The organism is Gordonia sp. PvP123 (assembly GCF_040547295.1).
In the GTDB taxonomy this organism is placed as follows: domain Bacteria; phylum Actinomycetota; class Actinomycetes; order Mycobacteriales; family Mycobacteriaceae; genus Gordonia; species Gordonia terrae.
The window spans coordinates 287539-304659 of record NZ_JBEPPN010000004.1 but is presented as its reverse complement, the minus strand read 5'-3'; the positions used below and the strand labels follow the sequence as shown (position 1 = coordinate 304659).

At 66.6% G+C, this 17121-nt stretch carries 16 protein-coding genes and 1 pseudogene; 9 read left to right on the top strand and 8 right to left on the bottom strand.

The window, feature by feature from the left end:
• Window positions 1-4: 4 nt before the first annotated feature.
• Window positions 5-1570: an MFS transporter gene (locus ABIC25_RS09255; RefSeq protein ID WP_354561084.1), complete on the bottom strand. Its 1566-nt coding sequence runs from the start codon at window positions 1568-1570 to the stop codon at window positions 5-7.
• Complete coding sequence (locus ABIC25_RS09250; RefSeq protein WP_354561082.1) at window positions 1567-2163, bottom strand: TetR/AcrR family transcriptional regulator; 597 nt, start codon at window positions 2161-2163, stop codon at window positions 1567-1569. Before ABIC25_RS09250 ends, ABIC25_RS09255 begins: the two co-directional genes overlap by 4 nt.
• Window positions 2164-2291: 128 nt before the next feature.
• Between ABIC25_RS09250 and ABIC25_RS09245 the strand changes: the two genes are divergently transcribed.
• Window positions 2292-3389 carry a GIY-YIG nuclease family protein gene (locus ABIC25_RS09245; protein ID WP_248645657.1) on the top strand — a complete coding sequence of 366 codons (1098 nt, stop codon included), beginning with the start codon at window positions 2292-2294 and terminating at the stop codon, window positions 3387-3389.
• Between the two features lie 103 nt (window positions 3390-3492).
• Window positions 3493-4288, top strand: a pseudogene (locus tag ABIC25_RS09240) (SDR family NAD(P)-dependent oxidoreductase).
• 12 nt (window positions 4289-4300) lie between these two features.
• On the opposite strand, the gene ABIC25_RS09235 reads toward ABIC25_RS09240, so the two are convergent.
• From ABIC25_RS09235 to sigK, 3 genes are all read right to left on the bottom strand, one after another.
• Entirely contained in the window at window positions 4301-5029 is a 729-nt protein-coding gene (locus ABIC25_RS09235; RefSeq protein WP_354561081.1) for a mycothiol-dependent nitroreductase Rv2466c family protein, read from the bottom strand.
• A gap of 72 nt (window positions 5030-5101) precedes the next feature.
• Window positions 5102-7339, bottom strand: a complete 2238-nt coding sequence (locus tag ABIC25_RS09230) for an NADP-dependent isocitrate dehydrogenase (RefSeq protein WP_239403846.1) — start codon at window positions 7337-7339, stop codon at window positions 5102-5104.
• A 327-nt stretch (window positions 7340-7666) separates the two neighbouring features.
• Window positions 7667-8221 (bottom strand): ECF RNA polymerase sigma factor SigK, encoded by a 555-nt coding sequence (gene sigK, locus ABIC25_RS09225; RefSeq protein WP_004021307.1) that lies wholly within the window; start codon window positions 8219-8221, stop codon window positions 7667-7669.
• 253 nt (window positions 8222-8474) lie between these two features.
• On the opposite strand from sigK, the gene ABIC25_RS09220 reads away from it, so the two are divergent.
• From ABIC25_RS09220 to ABIC25_RS09190, 7 genes are all read left to right on the top strand, one after another.
• On the top strand, window positions 8475-9080 hold the full coding sequence (locus tag ABIC25_RS09220; RefSeq protein ID WP_004021308.1) for a DNA-3-methyladenine glycosylase I: 606 nt from the start codon (window positions 8475-8477) through the stop codon (window positions 9078-9080).
• Between the two features lie 29 nt (window positions 9081-9109).
• On the top strand, window positions 9110-9856 hold the full coding sequence (locus ABIC25_RS09215; protein WP_101819704.1) for a maleate cis-trans isomerase family protein: 747 nt from the start codon (window positions 9110-9112) through the stop codon (window positions 9854-9856).
• A complete protein-coding gene (locus tag ABIC25_RS09210; RefSeq protein WP_354561079.1) occupies window positions 9853-10248 on the top strand; it encodes a PPOX class F420-dependent oxidoreductase in 396 nt (131 codons plus the stop codon). The genes ABIC25_RS09215 and ABIC25_RS09210 overlap by 4 nt, the downstream gene beginning before the upstream one ends.
• Before the next feature lie 66 nt (window positions 10249-10314).
• Window positions 10315-10767 (top strand): MaoC family dehydratase, encoded by a 453-nt coding sequence (locus ABIC25_RS09205; protein ID WP_354561077.1) that lies wholly within the window; start codon window positions 10315-10317, stop codon window positions 10765-10767.
• A complete protein-coding gene (locus ABIC25_RS09200; RefSeq protein WP_354561075.1) occupies window positions 10764-11651 on the top strand; it encodes an HpcH/HpaI aldolase/citrate lyase family protein in 888 nt (295 codons plus the stop codon). Before ABIC25_RS09205 ends, ABIC25_RS09200 begins: the two co-directional genes overlap by 4 nt.
• A gap of 63 nt (window positions 11652-11714) precedes the next feature.
• Window positions 11715-12692 carry a quinone oxidoreductase family protein gene (locus ABIC25_RS09195; protein WP_354561074.1) on the top strand — a complete coding sequence of 326 codons (978 nt, stop codon included), beginning with the start codon at window positions 11715-11717 and terminating at the stop codon, window positions 12690-12692.
• 139 nt (window positions 12693-12831) lie between these two features.
• Entirely contained in the window at window positions 12832-13119 is a 288-nt protein-coding gene (locus ABIC25_RS09190; RefSeq protein ID WP_354561072.1) for a hypothetical protein, read from the top strand.
• Between the two features lie 69 nt (window positions 13120-13188).
• Here the strand turns inward: ABIC25_RS09190 and ABIC25_RS09185 are convergent, their stop codons facing one another.
• Genes ABIC25_RS09185 through ABIC25_RS09175 form a run of 3 tightly spaced genes read right to left on the bottom strand, consistent with a single transcriptional unit; the run spans window position 13189 to window position 16899 of the window.
• Complete coding sequence (locus ABIC25_RS09185; protein WP_354561070.1) at window positions 13189-14298, bottom strand: NAD(P)-dependent alcohol dehydrogenase; 1110 nt, start codon at window positions 14296-14298, stop codon at window positions 13189-13191.
• Between the two features lie 31 nt (window positions 14299-14329).
• Window positions 14330-15571: an NAD(P)/FAD-dependent oxidoreductase gene (locus ABIC25_RS09180; protein WP_354561069.1), complete on the bottom strand. Its 1242-nt coding sequence runs from the start codon at window positions 15569-15571 to the stop codon at window positions 14330-14332.
• Complete coding sequence (locus ABIC25_RS09175; protein WP_354561067.1) at window positions 15568-16899, bottom strand: cytochrome P450; 1332 nt, start codon at window positions 16897-16899, stop codon at window positions 15568-15570. The genes ABIC25_RS09180 and ABIC25_RS09175 overlap by 4 nt, the downstream gene beginning before the upstream one ends.
• Window positions 16900-17121: the final 222 nt, after the last annotated feature.

Sequence of the window (17121 nt, the reverse complement as noted above, 5' to 3'; positions counted from 1 at the left end):
GGCGTCAGTGCTGCGCGGCCGTGACATCCGTGCCGCGCGGCACGAGCACGAAGACGGCCGCGGCGACGGCGACGAGCGTGAGCCCGCCGATCAGGCTCGTCTCCTGCATGGCGTCGGTGAACGCTGTCGCCGCCCGCTCCGCGAGGCCCGGCGCACCGGCCGCCTCGGCGAGACCCATCGCGGCGCCGAGGGATTCGGCGGCCGCATCGGTCACCTCATCCGGTACACCGGGGATCGGTTCGGCGGTCAGTGTGGACCGGTACAGGATCGACGCGACGCTGCCCAGGATGGCGACGCCGAGCACGTTGCCGAGGTCGTACGCGGTCTCCTCCAGAGCAGCGGCGTTGCCCGCCTTGGCATCCGGGGTCCCGGCCATGATCATCGCCGACGCGATCGCCAGCGAGCCGATGCCGAAGCCGACGAGGACCTGGGCGACGGCGACCGTGCCGTAACCGAGTCCGTCGGAACCGAGCGACATCAGGGCCATGCCGACACCGGCGATGCCGATGCCGCCGGCCACGACGGCACGCGCGCCGATCAGGCGGGACAGCGGGGCGGCGATCATCGAGGACACGATCGCCGCTCCCGCCACCGGCAGCAACCGGATCCCGGCCGCGATCGGGGAGTGGCCCTCGACCAGCTGGAGCCATTGCGCCAGCAGCAGCAGTGCCGCCGCCAGTCCGAACATCGACCCGAGCGCGGCCAGGACACCGGCGCTGAAGGGCCGGCTGCGGAAGAGGGAGACGTCGAGGAGCGGTTCGGTGCGACGCAGGCATCGCCGCACGAACAGGGTCAGGACGAGAATCGCGCCGAGCAGGGCCAACCAGGCCGCCGGTGCGAGGAGGCTCTCCTCCTTGGCGAACCGCTTGATCGCCCAGACGAGCGCCACCATGCCGACGATCGACATCAATGCGCCGACAGCATCCCACCGGCCCGGCTGCGGATGCCTCGACTCCGGCAGGATCAGCAGGGCGGCAACGATGGCGACGGCCATCAGTGGAACGTTGATCAGGAACGCGGCACGCCACGAGAAGTACTCCAGCAGAACGCCGCCGACGATCGGGCCGATGGCCGCACCCAGACCCGACACCGCGGCCCACAGCCCGAGTGCGGTGGCTCGTTCGGCGGGGTCGGTGAAGATGCTGCGCAGCAGCGACAGTGTGGTCGGCATGATCATCGCGCCGCCGACACCCAACAGCACCCGCACCGCGATCACCGCTCCGGGTGAATCGGCCAGGAGCACGAGTGCCGAGGCGCCGCCGAACACCGCGAAGCCCGTGACCAGCATCCGCTTCCGGCCCCACCGATCGGCAAGTGAGCTCATCGAGAGCAGCAGGCCGGCCAGGACGAGCGAGTAGGCGTCGATGATCCACAACTGCTGATCGGCGGTCGGGCGGAGGTCGGCGGCCAGATCGGGCAGCGCGACGTTGAGGATCGTCAGATCGACGGTGATGACCAGCAGGCTGGCCGACAGCACCGCGGCCGACGCCCACCGGCGCCGGTAGGACAGGTCTTGTCCGGCGCCGGGCATGCCGGGTGACGAGGTGGTCTTCGATGAATGCTGCGTCATCGTCGGCTCCGGTTCTGATCGGTGGTCGAGGGGGTTGAGGGCAGTGCGGTGAGAGCGGTCAGGGTGGCCGTCAGGTCGTCGAGTGACAGCGGTGACCCGTAGAGGAGTGCGTGCATCGCCACCCCGTCGGTGTACGCGGCGATGGCGCGGGCGGCAGTCCGCCCGACATGGGGTATCAGCATCTCGACCAGTCCGTCGGTCCACCGAATCGCGAGCGGACGGAGCGAGGGGTCGATCACCGCGGCCGACACGAGTGCGAGGTCGGCACGGATCAGCCGCTCGTCGGACATGTACTCGTGGAGCGCCTCGGCGAAGACCGCGGCCGACGGGCCGTGCTCGCCGAGTGTCTCCGCGACGTCGGCCAGGCCCGAGTCGATGTCGTCGGCCAGATGGGCGAGCGCAGCTTCGCGCATATCGTCGAGCGTGGCGAAGTACTGCGTCGTCGAACCGAGTGGTACACCTGCGCGTTTGGCGACGAGTCGGTGGGTGAGGCCGTCGGAACCGACTTCGGTGATCAGGGTGGCGGCGGCCTCGACGATGATGCGACGACGTTCTTCGGGGTTCCGGCGGCGGCGAGCCGGGGCCTCGGTCATGACGGTCTTCTCATGACGGTCTGGTCCTCTCGACGTTGATGTACGTATGTACATGTACAAACGTACACCGCCGCTTCGGCGGTTTCCGGACCGAGTGCTGGCATCATGCGACCATGGCGGTGCGCAGGATGGATGCGGTCGAGTTGCCACGGGCGGCACTCGACAGTTTCCTCTCGTCGGCAGCCTTCGCCGAGATGCTCGACCCCGGCGACGAACGGACAGCATCTCGGAGCGCTGCGGCGCGGCGCGCCGAGGTCGCCGATGTCATACGCGCCGTCGACCGATTCGCCGGCCGGCGGTTCGTCGACCGGGAGCGTGCCGGCGAAGTCGTCTTCGGCGGGGTCACCGGGGGCGGGCTCGGTGTCCGGCCGTCGGTTGTCGACGAGGTGCTCGCCCTGTTGCGACCGGTCGCGGTCCCGCCACCCGGCCCGCCGAAACCGGTTCCGTACGAGGCGCAGTCCGCGCTCGGCGTCTATGTGTACGCGCTCGTCGATCCGCGGGACTCGTCCTTGTTCCACGTCGGTGCGGGTCGTGGTGACCGTGTGCATCGCCATTCGGCCGCCGCACTGGCGGGCGTCGTGCCGGACCCCGCCGACATCGTGGGTGACGACGATCCGGTGGCGATCGCGGATGCGATCGAAGAACGCATCCGCGACATCGACGCCGACGGGTTCGGCGTCGAGCACTGGATTCTGCACTACGACATCGGCACTGCGGATTCTGCTGAGCTGCATGCGAGCTCGCTGCGACGCTCGGGACTCGACGTCGTCGCCCTCGCCGGGTCGGGCTCGTCGGAAGCGCCGGACGCGCAGGGGCCGTGGCGAATCGAAGAACTCGTCTTGAGATATGCGGCGCCGGTGTCGCCGCCGCTACCGGATCCGTGCGTCCTGGTGAAGGTCGACGCGGCGGCCCGGGGCGACGCCACCGCCGACGTCATCTACGAACTCTCTCGCAGCGACTGGCGCGCGGGACCGCACCGGACCGTTCCGGACCTGCCCGTGTTGGTCTTCGCCGACGACCTCGTCCGTGCGGTCCATCGCGTCGACTACTGGGAGTCCTATCGCGACGCCGAGGGCAACCTCGACCCGAAGCGGTGGGTGTACACCGGGAAACCCGACCCCGACCTCGAGGCGCGATACGTCGGGACCAGCCTGCGCGAGGTCCGGCGGGAGCGCGGCGGTAAATGGAACCCCTCCGGATGGCACCCGTACGGTCACGTGTCCTGAGACCGGCGGCCGGGCGATGGAACGAATCCTGCTGTTGTCGCCAATGACGCGACGTGCGCCCTGGTAGAACTCGCGGCATCGTCCATCGAGGAGAAAGTCCGCTATGTCATCGGATCGAGACGGGTCGCCTGACCACCGCACGGCCCTGATCACCGGCGCTTCCGCCGGCATCGGCAAGACGTTCGCAGACCATCTCGCAGGACAGGGATACGACCTCATCCTGGTCGCCCGCCGAGCCGAGCGGCTCGATGACCTGTCCGCGCGACTGCGTCGAGAACACGGTGTCCGATGCGAGAACTTCGTCGGCGACCTGTCCGATCCCGCGATGCCCGCCGCGATCATCGAACACGTCGACGAGCTGGGGTCGGGGATCGACGTGCTGATCAACAACGCCGGGATGTCGTTGAGCACGAAGTTCGGCGAGACACCGTGGGAGGAGGTGGGAGGTCAGCTCCAATTGATGCTGACCTCGCTGACCGAGCTGACCCATCGAGTGCTCCCGGGGGCGGATCGTCAACCTGTCATCCATCACGGCGCTGCTGCCACCGCCGGAGGGCCTGCTCTACAACGCCATCAAGTCATATGTGCTGACGATGTCGCAGTCGCTGGACATGGAGCTGAAGCCGCACGGCATCCACGTGACGGCGCTGTGTCCCGGATTCACCCGGAGCGAGTTCCACGACGCGATGGGCGCCGAGACCCGCAAGACCGCCGACCGGCTGCCGGGTGTGCTGTGGCAAGAACCTGAGGACGTCGTGCGCGAGGGGTGGAACGCGGTGATGAAGGGCGACGCGGTGTGCGTCACCGGCACGGTGAACAAACTGGTGACGGCGGCTGCGCGGCCGCTCCCGCCGGGTGTCCAGTACTTTCTCGGCCGGACGCTCAACCCGTTCAAGTAGGAACGTCCAGGCTCACTTGTGGGTGCGCCGGCTTCCGCCGTGCCAGTCCTCCTCGACGCCCGTCTGGTCATCGGATACGCCGAAGGCCCGCAGCTGCGGCTTCTCCCGCAGGCTGCGCTTGAGTTCGGCGAAGCCCGGGAAGCTCGCCAGCCCGATCACGTGGTCCCACAACGTGATCGCCTCGTCGTCGCCGGGTAGCCGGCTGATCACGGGCCCGAAGAACGCCACGCCTTCGGGCGGTTGGAAGTGGATGATCGGCGTACCCACGTCGCGGCCGGTCAATGTCAGGGCCTCGTCGGTCTCCGCCTGGATCTCGGCGTCGAAGGCGGTGTCGTCGAGGGCATCCAGGTGATGCGCGGGCAACCCGAGTTCGTCCAGAACGGGTCCGAGGAAGTCCGCGGTACCGCGGAAGTCGGTGGCGCCGACGGTGTAAGAACCGGTGTGCGCGTCGAAGATTCGCGTACCGAGCGCCTCATAGAGCGGGCCGATGGCGGTTCGTCCGTGGTCGCGGCGGATGCTCGCCGCGGCTCGCAGCAGCCGTAACCCGGCCGTGTGGCCGGCCTCGTACTCCGGCGGGAACTGCGCGTCGTAATCGACGTGCGCGTTCAGCAGGCGCAGCGAGATGAAACGCCAGTCGACCGTGTAGTCGCGCTGGGACTGCACCTTTCGCACCCATGTGCTCGTCATCCAGGCGAACGGGCAGACGGGGTCGAAGTAGAAGTTGACGTCGGCGTCGGTCATGTCCCGACACTACGTGTATCCCTCATGGCGAGGGGCGCCGTAGTCGGCGCCCCTCGCCATGAGGCCGGGCGATCAGCGCTGCGCGCTCGCGAGTGCGTCGTTGAACGTCGAGCTCGGACGCATGACGGCGGCGGTCTTGTCCCAGTCTGGGTAGTAGTAGCCGCCGATGTCGACCTGCTCACCCTGCACTGCGTTGAGCTCGTCGACTATCTTGTCCTCGTTGGCGGCGAGGGTCTCGGCCAGCGAGGCGAAGTGCTTCGCGAGATCCTCGTCCTCGGTCTGTGCGGCGAGTTCTTGCGCCCAGTAGAGCGCGAGGTAGAACTGGCTGCCGCGGTTGTCGAGCTCGCCGGTCTTGCGCGACGGACCCTTGTCGTTCTCGAGCAGCTTGCCGGTGGCGGTGTCGAGGGCCTTGGCCAGGATGACGGCGCGCTTGTCGTCGAACTTCTTGCCCACGTCCTCAAGGCTCACCGCGAGCGCGAGGAACTCACCGAGCGAATCCCACCGGAGGTGGTTCTCCTCGATGAGCTGCTTGACGTGCTTGGGGGCCGAGCCGCCCGCGCCGGTCTCGTAGAGGCCGCCGCCGGCCATGAGCGGGACGATGGACAGCATTTTGGCGCTGGTGCCGAGTTCCAGGATCGGGAACAGGTCGGTGAGGTAGTCGCGCAGGATGTTGCCCGTGGCCGAGATGGTGTCCAGGCCGCGGACGACGCGCTCGAGGGTGTACCGCATCGCGCGCACCTGCGACATGATCTGGATGTCGAGGCCCTCGGTGTCGTGATCGGGCAGGTACTTGTGGACCTTCTTGATCAGCTCGTTCTCGTGCGGGCGGTACGGGTCCAGCCAGAACAGCACCGGCATCCCGGAATCGCGGCAGCGGTTGACGGCCAGCTTGACCCAGTCCTGGATCGGGGCGTCCTTGACGATGCACAGACGCCAGATGTCGCCCTCTTCGACGGTCTGGGTCAGCAGGACCTCGCCGGTCTCGAGGTCGGTGATGTTGGCGGTGCCGCCCGCGGGGACCTCGAAGGTCTTGTCGTGCGAGCCGTACTCCTCGGCCTTCTGCGCCATCAGGCCGACGTTGGGGACGGTGCCCATCGTGGTGGGATCGAACTGCCCGTTGGTCTTACAGAAGTTGATCATCTCCTGGTAGATGCGGGAGAAGGTCGACTCCGGGTTGACGGCCTTGGTGTCCTTGAGGCGGCCGTCGGCGCCGTACATCTTGCCGCCGGCGCGGATCATGGCCGGCATCGAGGCGTCGACGATGACGTCACTGGGGGAATGGAAGTTGGTGATGCCGCGGGCCGAGTCGACCATCGCCAGCTCGGGACGATGCTCGTGGCATTTGTGCAGGTCGTCGATGATCTCCTCGCGCTGCGCGCTGGGCAGCGACTCGATCTTGCTGTAGAGATCCGACAGGCCGTTGTTGACGTTGACGCCGAGCTCGTCGAAGAGTTCGCCGTGCTTCTCGAACGCGTCCTTGTAGAAGACCTTGACGGCGTGACCGAAGACGATCGGGTGGCTGACGCGCATCATCGTCGCCTTGACGTGCAACGAGAACATCACGCCGGTCTTGTAGGCGTCCTCGATCTGCTCCTCGTAGAACTCGATGAGGGCCTTCTTGCTCATGAACATGCTGTCGATGACGTCACCGTCGGTCAGCGACACCTCGGGCTTGAGGACGAGGGTCTCGCCGGAATCGGTGAGGAGCTCCATCTTGACCTTGCGGTCGCCGGAGACGGTCATCGACTTCTCGCCGTGGTAGAAATCGCCTTCGCGCATGTGGGCGACGTGGGTACGCGACGCCATCGACCACTCGCCCATGCTGTGCGGATGCTTCTTCGCGTACTCCTTGACCGCCTTCGGCGCGCGGCGATCTGAGTTGCCTTCGCGCAGAACGGGGTTGACGGCGCTGCCCAGGCACTTGGTGTAGCGGTCGCGGATGGCGCGCTCGTCGTCGGTCTTGGGGTTGCCCGGGAAGTCGGGGAGGTCGTAGCCCTTGTCCTGGAGTTCCTTGATGGCGGCGAGGAGCTGGGGGACAGATGCGCTGATGTTGGGGAGCTTGATGATGTTGGTGTCGGAAGCCTGGGTGAGCTTGCCGAGCTCACCGAGATTGTCGGTGACCTTCTGGTCGTCGGGCAGGAGGTCGGAGAACTCGGCGAGGATACGAGCCGCGACCGAGATGTCACTCGTCTCGACGGCGATCCCGGCCGCTCCGGCGAACGTGCGCACCACCGGCAGAAACGCGTGAGTGGCGAGCATGGGTGCCTCGTCGGTCAGCGTATAGATGATGGTCGGCTGTTCGGCACTCATGCGATGTGTTCTCGATTCTGTCTTGGTTGACGCTTCAGTGTGCGGCCTTGTGGGTCCGGCTTTACCGATATCACGACGGGGATGTACCCGTGCGACATCCACCCATGATTTTGCCTGTCCACCGCGAACGGCGGGAGACGTGGTGGGTGGAATCAGACAGAACTCGAGGTGGTAACGGCTGTGACCTGGCCTGCGTCTCAAAATTTGTGTGGTCGAGGACACAGCGGGACCTCATGGGTCACGACATGACTCGACCCCACTCGGGTGGCGGGAGATCGCCGTCGAGCGGGGTCTGCGGAAACGGGCGGGGGTGGGGGCGGGCCGGTGTCAGGCGGCGCGGCCGGGCACGGTCTGCCGCAGTCGGATCAACCCGTCGCGGATGCGCGACTTGACGGTCGGTAGGGCCACCTCGAGATGTTCGGCGACCTCGCGGTAGGTGAGCCCGTGGAAGTAGGCGAGTTCGATGGCCTGTCGCTGCAGCGGTGTGAGGGTCTCCAGGCCGGTGTGGATGAGACGGGCGATCTCGCGTCGCTCGACCGACTCGCTGACCTCATCGACCTCTCGGCCGGTGTCGGCGATGCCATAGGCGACGGTGCGCCGAGTCGCGGCGGATTCCGAGCGGACACGGTCGACGGCTCGGCGGTGCGCGAGCGTCAGTATCCAGGAGAGCGCCGAACCGGATGCCGGGTCGTAGGCGTCGGCGTTGCGCCACACCGCGAGGAAGGTCTCCTGCGTCGCCTCTTCGCTGTAGCCCGGGTCGCGGAGCACGCGCAGTGTCATGCCGTACACCCGATCGCAGGTCGCGTCGTAGAACTGGGCGAAGGCGTCCATGTCGCCGGTGGCCACCCGGGCGAGGAGGGCGCTCAGATCGGTGTCTTTCATCACGAAGCTCCTTGCCGAAGGTGGATTGTGGCGATCGCGGGTCCGGTCGTCGGTGAGTCCGGGGTGCCCTGTGATGCGATGTGTCCAACGCTAGGCGGGTGGCGCCGTGGAGTGATCATCGCGAGACACAACGGGATGGTTTCGCAATACTTGGTAACGGTGAGATAACGACGATGCGTTGGGGCCGCGTGGCGGCGATGAGCAGGGCTGTCGGTCTCGCGGAGTAGCCTCCTCGCGACGAGAGGGGCATGCCTTGCCTGACGACACCATAACGATTGCCGACGGTCGGGCGCGCTGCCTGTGGGCGGCGCGGGAGCCGGAGACCACCTACCACGACACCGAATGGGGATTTCCGATCGCCGGCGATACGGCGCTGTTCGAGCGCGTCTGCCTCGAGGGTTTCCAGTCGGGGCTGAGCTGGCGGACCATCCTGACGAAGCGCGAGAACTTCCGGGCGGCGTTCGCGGGATTCGACATCGAGCAGGTGGCCCGATTCGCCGACGCCGACGTCACCCGGCTGCTCGCCGACGCCGGCATCATCCGGCACCGCGGCAAGATCGAGGCGTCGATCAACAACGCGCGCCGGGCGATCGAGCTCATCGACGAGCACGGGTCGCTCGAGTCCTACTTCTGGGGATACGCCCCTGCCGGGGAGCATGAACCCGGCTCGATGACGACCTCGCCCGAGTCGGTGGCGCTGTCGAAGGACCTGAAGAAGCGTGGCTGGCGGTTCGTCGGTCCGACGACGATGTTCGCCCTCATGCAGGCGACCGGCATGGTCAACGACCACGCCTACGACTGCGTGATCCGGGCGGACGTGGACGCGGCGCTTCGGGCCGCCTATCCCCAGCGATTGTAGACAATCTGACAATATGCCATCATCCCTGCATGACCGCCCAGATCGGCATCGGGATGGTGTGCCCGTTCGACATGGCTCTCGATCGTGAGCTGTGGCGCTGGATGCCGGACTCGGTGTCCCTGTACTTCACCCGCACCGGGTTCATCGACGCACCCGTCGACGTCGAACTGTGTCGCGACCTGAACAATCACGCCGAGATCGCCGCCGCGGTGCGAGCCGTGTCGTCCGTCGGACCCCGTTCCTTCGGCTACGCCTGCGCGTCGGGCAGCTTCGTCTACGGGATGGCGGGCGCGCTCGAGATCTCGAACTGCATGGTCGCAGCCGGTGCCGACCGGGCGGTGACGACATCCGAGGCCCTGATCCGCGCCCTCGACGCGCTGGACATCGGCACGCTCTCGGTCGCGACCCCGTACACCGCGGCGCTCACCGGGCTGCTGTGCGACTTCCTCGCCGAATCCGGCCGGGGCGTCGTCGCGCAGGCGGGACTCGGTCGTGACCACGAGATCTGGACGATCCCGTACCCCGTGACCGCAGACCTCATCCGGGCCGCGGACCACCCCGACGCCGACGCGATCTTCGTGTCCTGCACCAACCTCTGGACCTACGACATCCTCGCCGGCCTCGAAGCCGAGCTCGGCAAACCGGTCCTGTCGGCGAATCAGGTCACCGCCTGGGCGACACTCTGCGACGCCGGGGTGCTCGGTGACAGCACCGGATTCGCGGGCGCGTCGAGCGGCCACTCACAGGCGCTGTTTGCCCGTAGCATGGCCGCATGACCTCGAGCGCGGCGGCTTTCGGCGAAGCAGGCACGGCCAAGTACGTGAGCCTGACGACCTATCGCAAGGACGGCACCGCGGTGACCTCACCGCTGTGGGCGGCGCTCGACGGCGACCGTCTCGTCATGTGGACCGTCGCTGACTCGTGGAAGGTCAAGCGCCTGCGGCGCGACCCCCGCGTCGTCGTACAGGCCTGTGATGTTCGGGGCGACAAGACCTTCGGCGAACCCGTCAGCGGTACCGCCGAGGTGCTCGACGAGGCCGGCAGCGACAGCGTGAAGCGCGCTATCGCCCGCAAGTACGGACTGCTCGGCAAGATCACCATCCTCGGCAGCAAGATCCGCCGCGGCAAGCACGGCAGCGTGGGGATCGTGATCACGCCGGCTGCCTAGTGCGGTTGACCCCAGCATTTTAAGGTCCTACCATAAGACCGTTAGTGATGACGGAGGGACTGAAACGTGGCTGGTGTGTGGTTCGACGAGTTGGTCGTAGGGCAGACGTTCGAGCATCCGATCCGACGCACGGTGACCGAGACGGACAACGTCCTGTTCACCGCCATGACCCACAACCCCGCGTTGCTCCATCTCGACGAGGAGTACATGAAGGGGACCGAGTTCGGTCAACGAGTCGTCAACAGCGCCTTCACCTTGGGTCTGATGGTCGGGATCTCGGTCGGCGACACGACCCTCGGTACCGCCGTGGCAAACCTGGGGTGGGATGAGGTCCGCTTTCCCAAGCCCCTGTTCCACGGTGACACCATCCACGTCGTGACCGAGGTGCTCGAACTCCGCGAATCCAAGTCGCGGCCCGACCAGGGGATCGTCGTGTTCTTGCACCAGGCCTTCAATCAGCACGATGAGGTCGTGGCGTCGTGTAAGCGAAGTGGACTGCAGCGGAAGCGTCCGGCATGACCCGGCCCATCCGTTCGTTCCTGTTCGTACCCGGTGACAGCGAGAATAAGCTCGCGAAGATCGAACAGTCGACCGCCGACGCGGTGATCCTCGACCTCGAGGACGCGGTCAGCGAAAGTCGCAAAGACATTGCGCGCGAACTGGTCGCGGAGTTCATCCGGTCTCACGAGCCGGACGTCGGATCACCTCAGCTGTGGGTGCGGATCAACCCGCTGGATTCCGGATCCGCGCTTCCGGACATCGCCGCGGTCGTGCCCTCGGCGCCGGCCGGACTGGTGATTCCCAAGATCGACGGGCCGGCCGACGTCGTGCGGATCCACCACTATCTGGAAGCGCTGGAGTCCTCGAACAACATCGCCGGCGGCTCGATCCGGGTCCTTCCGGTGGCGACCGAAACCGCCATCGCGCCGTTCCGGCTGGGCGACTTCGCGGCTGCGGGACTGTCCCGTCTCTACGGCCTCACCTGGGGCGCCGAGGACTTGAGTGCGGCCCTCGGCGCGTCGACCAACCGTGCGCCGAATGGACAGTGGGACAACACCTATCAACTCGTCAGGTCTCTGACGCTGATGGGTGCGCGCGCCGCCGACGTCGAGGCGGTCGAGACGCTGTATGTCGACATCCTTGACGATGAGGGTCTCGCCGAGACCTCGCGCCGGGCTCGCGCGGAAGGTTTCAGCGGCCGGATCGCGATCCATCCGGCGCAGGTCGACACCATCAACGCGGCCTTCACCCCGACCGCCGCCGAAGTGGAGTACGCGACACGCGTGATCGAGGCCTTCGCCGCGGACGTGGGAACCGTCGCCCTGGATGGGCGGATGCTCGATCTCCCGCACCTGAAGCAGGCGCAGCGCGTTCTCGCGCTGAGTGCCACGACCGACGCGTAGACGAACCCCGTGCCCCTCCGTGAGCGACGGGCCGAAAGCTATGACGATGTGCGGGAGGTCTCGATGCATGCCGTGATGATGACCGGATTCGGCGGGCCGGAGTCGCTGGAGTACGGGGAGATCGAGTCACCCCCGGCGCGGCCGGGCTGGGTCGAGGTGAACCTCCGAGCGAGCGCATTGAACTGGCACGACGTGCTCGTTCGGCGGGGGCGGTACAACTCGCCGCTGCCCCATGTCCCGGGTGCCGACGGCGCGGGCGTCCGCGTCGACACCGGCGAAGAAGTCCTCATTCTGCCATCATTGTTCTGGGGCAATCGATCTCAGGCTCCCGGAGCGGAGTGGGAGATTCTCGGCGACACGACCAGAGGGACCTACGCGGAGCGCGTCAGTGTCCCCGAGGAATGTCTGGCACCCAAACCCGACTCCTACAGCTGGGAACAGGCGGCGGCCCTGCCCCTGGTGGGGGTGACGTGCTTTCGAGCGCTGATCACGCGTGCCGGGCTGACGGCGGGAGAGTCCCTGCTGATCGTGGGCGCCGGTGGCGGGGTGGCGACGATGGCCGTACACATCGCGGTGGCCGTCGGCGCGCACGTTGTCGTGGCCGGCTCCACTTCGTCCAAGATCGAGCAGGCGCATCAAGCCGGCGCCGCATCCGGCGTGCTGCACGGCGCCGATGACTGGCCCACGCAGGCGAAGCGGCTGTCGCCCGGGGGCGAGGGCTTCGACGTGGTGCTCGATCCCGTCGGACTCTGGGACCGGTCGGTCGACGCACTCCGGCCCGGAGGCCGGTTGGTCGTGCTCGGCGCGAACGTCGCCGAGCAGGTACGAATGGACGTGCGCGGCTTCTACTTCGGCCAATACAGCCTGTTGGGCACGACGATGGGCGGCCCCCAGGACTTCCGGGGATTGCTCGATCTCGTCGTCGAGCGCGGAGTGGAGCCGCCGCCCATCGCGCGCACCTTCCCGCTCGCGGACGCCGCGGAAGCACATCGGGCGATGGAGGCCGGTGGTTCTTTCGGGAAGATCATCCTGCGACCTTGACGCCGCGTCGTGAGGCAGGTCATGTGCCCGGCGGACGGCTCTATCAGTCTGACCGGAGCTCGATGCTATTTGGTCTGGCCATTCTACTGGCTGCTGGTTACGATGAATCGAAGGACAACTGCGGCCAGTAGGAAACGACATGACGCAAAAGCTGCACGACACGAATTCCGTCGTCCACGAGATGGTGCGGTTTCTGGAGCGATGGGCACCGTTCGACGGTGGAGACGACGAGATCTTCACCACCTTCGGTATCCGCCCATCTGTGTTCTACTCTCGGCTCGCCAACAGCCTGCGGGCCGAGCCAGAGCTGGCCGTCACCCATGATGTGGACGAGCTCATCGCGTATTGCGCTCGCAAGGCCGGGATCTCGGAGTCCGGCGGAACCGTGGGATCGCGAAAACGGCCATACCGATCGAACTGCGGGTGACAAGACGTGGTGGGTACCTGGCCCCGCGGAATCGGGGGCGTCGCGGGGCCAGGTACCGGTTTACGGAGTTCAGTGATCGTCGAAGACGAGAACAGGTTTGACGACGTCGCCGTCGTGCTGGGCGGTCACGGCTCGATTGATGTCGGCGAACGGGAAGGTGGTGACGAGTTTGTCCAGGGGCAGACGACCGTGGCGATGGAGAGCGACGAGTTCCGGGATGAACTCGTCGGGCACGCTGTCACCTTCGATGATGCCGATGACGGTCAGGCCCAGGGTCAACGCGGTGATGATGTTCAGATCGACACCGGCCGCCGGATCCGAGGGAACTCCGATGAGACCGATCGTGCCCCGGACGGCCACCGCGCCGACGAGGGCCTGGATCACGGCGGGAATGCCGGTGGTGTCGATGACGTAGTCCACACCCCTCGCCACGATGCCGCGGATCTGTTCGGCGACATCGCCGGCGGCGGGGTCCACGGCATGGGTCGCGCCGAGTTCGAGCGCGAGATCTCGCCGCTTCTGGTTGGGCTCGACGACGATGATGGTCGCGCACTCGGCGATGACAGCTCCGAGGACCGCCGACAAGCCCACCGATCCACCACCGGTGACGGCGATGGCCGAACCCTTCTCGGCGTTCAGTGATCGGGTAACCGCACCGAAACCGGTCTGAACGCCGCACCCGAGCGGCGCGAGCAACGCGAACGGGATGTCGGCATCGACCTTCACCACATTGCGCTCGTTGGCCAATGCGACTCGGGCAAAGGATGATTGACCGAAGAACAGGCCGCCCACCGGCGCGCCGTTCCGGCTGAGCGGCTTGCTGCCGTCCGGCCGGACGCCGCCGTAGTTCATCTCGTTGAAGCGTTCGCAGTACGACTGCCGTCCAGTCGTGCAGGTGACGCATTCGCCGCAACTGTTGAAGGTGATCCCGACCTTGTCGCCGACCTTCACCTTGGTGACGCCGGCTCCGACCTCGAGTACGACCCCGGCGCCCTCGTGTCCGACGACTCCGGGGAACTCGATCGGCAGGACTCCGTCACGCGCCGCCAGGTCGGTGTGGCAGATGCCGACCGCCTCGACCTGGACCAGGACTTCCCCCGCACGCGGGCCCTCGATGTCGATCTCGTCGACGGTGAAGTCGCTGCCTTGCCCGGTGAGCAGTGCCGCTTGTGTTTTCATCGATATCTCCTGTGATGGGGTGGTGCGGGTGTCAGGAACGGACCGGCATCGGTGCGGTGACCTCGTGCAGCGACACCGACGGGTCGCCCAGCGCTGCGGGCGACACCGGGATCCGTTGCGCGATGAACTTCTTTCCCGCGATGAAGTCGGACGGAGCGTTCGCGGCCTCCACGGCGTGGACGATGTCGTCGGTGTCGAGGTGGTACAGCGCGAACGATCCGTCCTTCTTGCCGGGTCGGTGCACGACCCGGGCGCGTGGGGTGACCAGCCCGGCGATCTTCAACTTGATGTCGAACTGATCTGACCAGAACCACGGAACCTCCGGCTCCGGTGGCGGTTGCCCCGTCAGCGCCGCGACAACCTGCTTGGCCTGCTCGGTCACATTCGGAATCGACTCGAGCCGCACGAGGGTCTCGGAGCCGTCGACCGGCCTGCGGGCGACGTCCCCGATCGCGAACACCGACGGATCGCTCGTCCGGCCGGACGAGTCGACGATCACACCGTTGTCGCACGCAAGACCCGCTGTGTGGGCGAGAGCGTCGTCCGGGACCGCTCCTATCCCCACCAGGACCGTGCCGGCAGAGACCGTCGAACCGTCCGCGAGTTCGACTCCGGTTGCGCGGCCGCGGTGTTCACCGATTGCGGCCACCTGTGCGCCGACCCGGACGTCGGTCCCGCGTTCGCGGTGACGGGCGGTCATCATCTGCGAGAGTTCCGGACTCGCCACTCTCGCCAAGATGCGGTTCTCGCGCTCGACAACGGTGACGGGCACCTCGTGGGAGCGCGCGACCGCGGCCACTTCCATTCCGACGTAGCCGCCCCCGATGATGACGAGGCCGTCGCGGCCCCCGAGTGCACTGCCGAGTCTCGCGGCGTCCTCGATCGTCCGCAATGTCAACACTCCTGCGGCGGACGAGCCGGGCACCGCCAGCCGTCGCGGTGACGAGCCGGTGGCGAGCACGACGTGTGCGTACTCGATCCGTTCTCCGGTCGACAAGTGCACTGTCTGCGAGGACCTGTCGATCGCGGTCACCGTGGTCGCGGTCCGCAGTTCGATGTCGTTGTCGGCGTAGAAATCCCGCGGTCGGATGAGCTGCTGCGCGCCGGGTCCGCCGAACTTCTTCGACAGCGGCGGACGGTGGTAGGGGGCATGGGCCTCGGAGCCGATCAGCACGATGGGTTCGTCGAAACCGGACTGACGGAGCAGCGCCGCGAGTGTGGAGCCACCATGGCCGGCTCCGACGATCACGACCGGACGTGTCACCGGACTCATCGGCCGGTGAAAGCGAGTTCGACGGGCATGTTCTTCAGTCCGCCGACGAAGTTCGTCTGGATGAACCTGGTCTCGCCGGTGAGATGCACGGCCTCCAGGTGGGGGAGAAGTGTCTCGAACATGATGCGCAACTCGATCTTGGCGAGGTGCTGGCCGATGCACATGTGGGGTCCGTAGCCGAAGGCGATGTGCCGGTTGGGGCGACGGTCGATGTCGAAGACGTCCGGCTCGTCGAAGACCTCGGCGTCGCGGTTGCCCGACTGGTAGAGCAGCATGAAGCGGTCGCCCGGGTCGATCGAACGCCCGCGCAACTCATAGGGTTCCAGGGCGGTCCGCATGAAGTGCTTGACCGGAGAGGCCCACCGCAGAGCTTCGTTGACGAGGTTGGGCACCAGCGACAGGTCGCTTTTGACCCGTGCCAGGAGCTCGGGACGCTGTGACAGGGCGTGGACGGCGCCGGCCATCGTCGATGACGTGGTGTCGTGTCCCGCGGTGGCGATGGCGATGAAGTATCCGTAGGCGACCTCCTTCGGGAAGTATTCTCCGTCAGCGGTCTTCGCCACCGCGATGATCGATGCGAGATCGTCGGTGGGGTTGCTGCGGCGGTCCATGAGGAGTGAATCGAAGTAGGCATAGAAGTCCTGGATCGTCGCGACCCACTGTTTGGCCGCCGCATCGGGCGTCAGCGGTTCGACGTCGTCGCGCGCGGCATCCGGATCGGCGGTGCCGAAGAACTCCTGGGTGAGTGCCATCATCCGCGGCTCGTCGGATTCGGGCACGCCGAAGAGGCTCATGATCACGTGCAGCGGGTACTGCAGCGCGAAATCCTCGACGAAGTCGATCTTTCCGTCGCCGGAGAGAAGCCGTCCGACGGACTCCGCAGCGAGCTGACGGATGGTGTCCTCCCACTGCTTGAGGTTCGCGGGCCGGAACCAGTCGGCGGCGATGTCCTTGACCACCGTGTGCTCCGGCGGGTCGAGGTAGGTCAGAGTCTCCAGGATGCGCAGGCTCCCGTTGTTGATGGACTTCGTGAATTCGTCGCCCGCTTGGTTGGCGAGAATCGGGTTGAACCTGCCCTTGTCCTCACCGCCAGCGCTGGAGAAGACGTGTGGCTGACGTTCGATCTCCATGATGTCGGCGTGCTTGCTGACGAGATAGATCGGGTCGTATCCGTCGATGTGTGCGATCCCGAGCGGATTGTTCTCGCGGAGCCAGCGATACGCCGCGAACAGTTGGGCGTCATCACGGTGGCCTTCGGGGAGGACGATCTGCTGCGCGATGTGGTCCGGGAGTGTTTCGGTGGCCGATGGCTGCGCGGTGGAGGTCATGGGTCTCCTCAATGGGAATGGGCTGTACCACCCCAGTCTGTTGTCCACATCACACTGTGCGCATCCCCCTGAAAGGGTATTTCGGCGACTCGAGGGGTGACCGCTGTGGGGACCATCAGTGTTGTGTACCTCTGTCGGACAGTGGATTACATCTGACAGGGGGATGCGAGTGCGCAACAGTGGCCCGCACCATGGAAGTCGGGGCCGCCGGCCCCGGTCAAC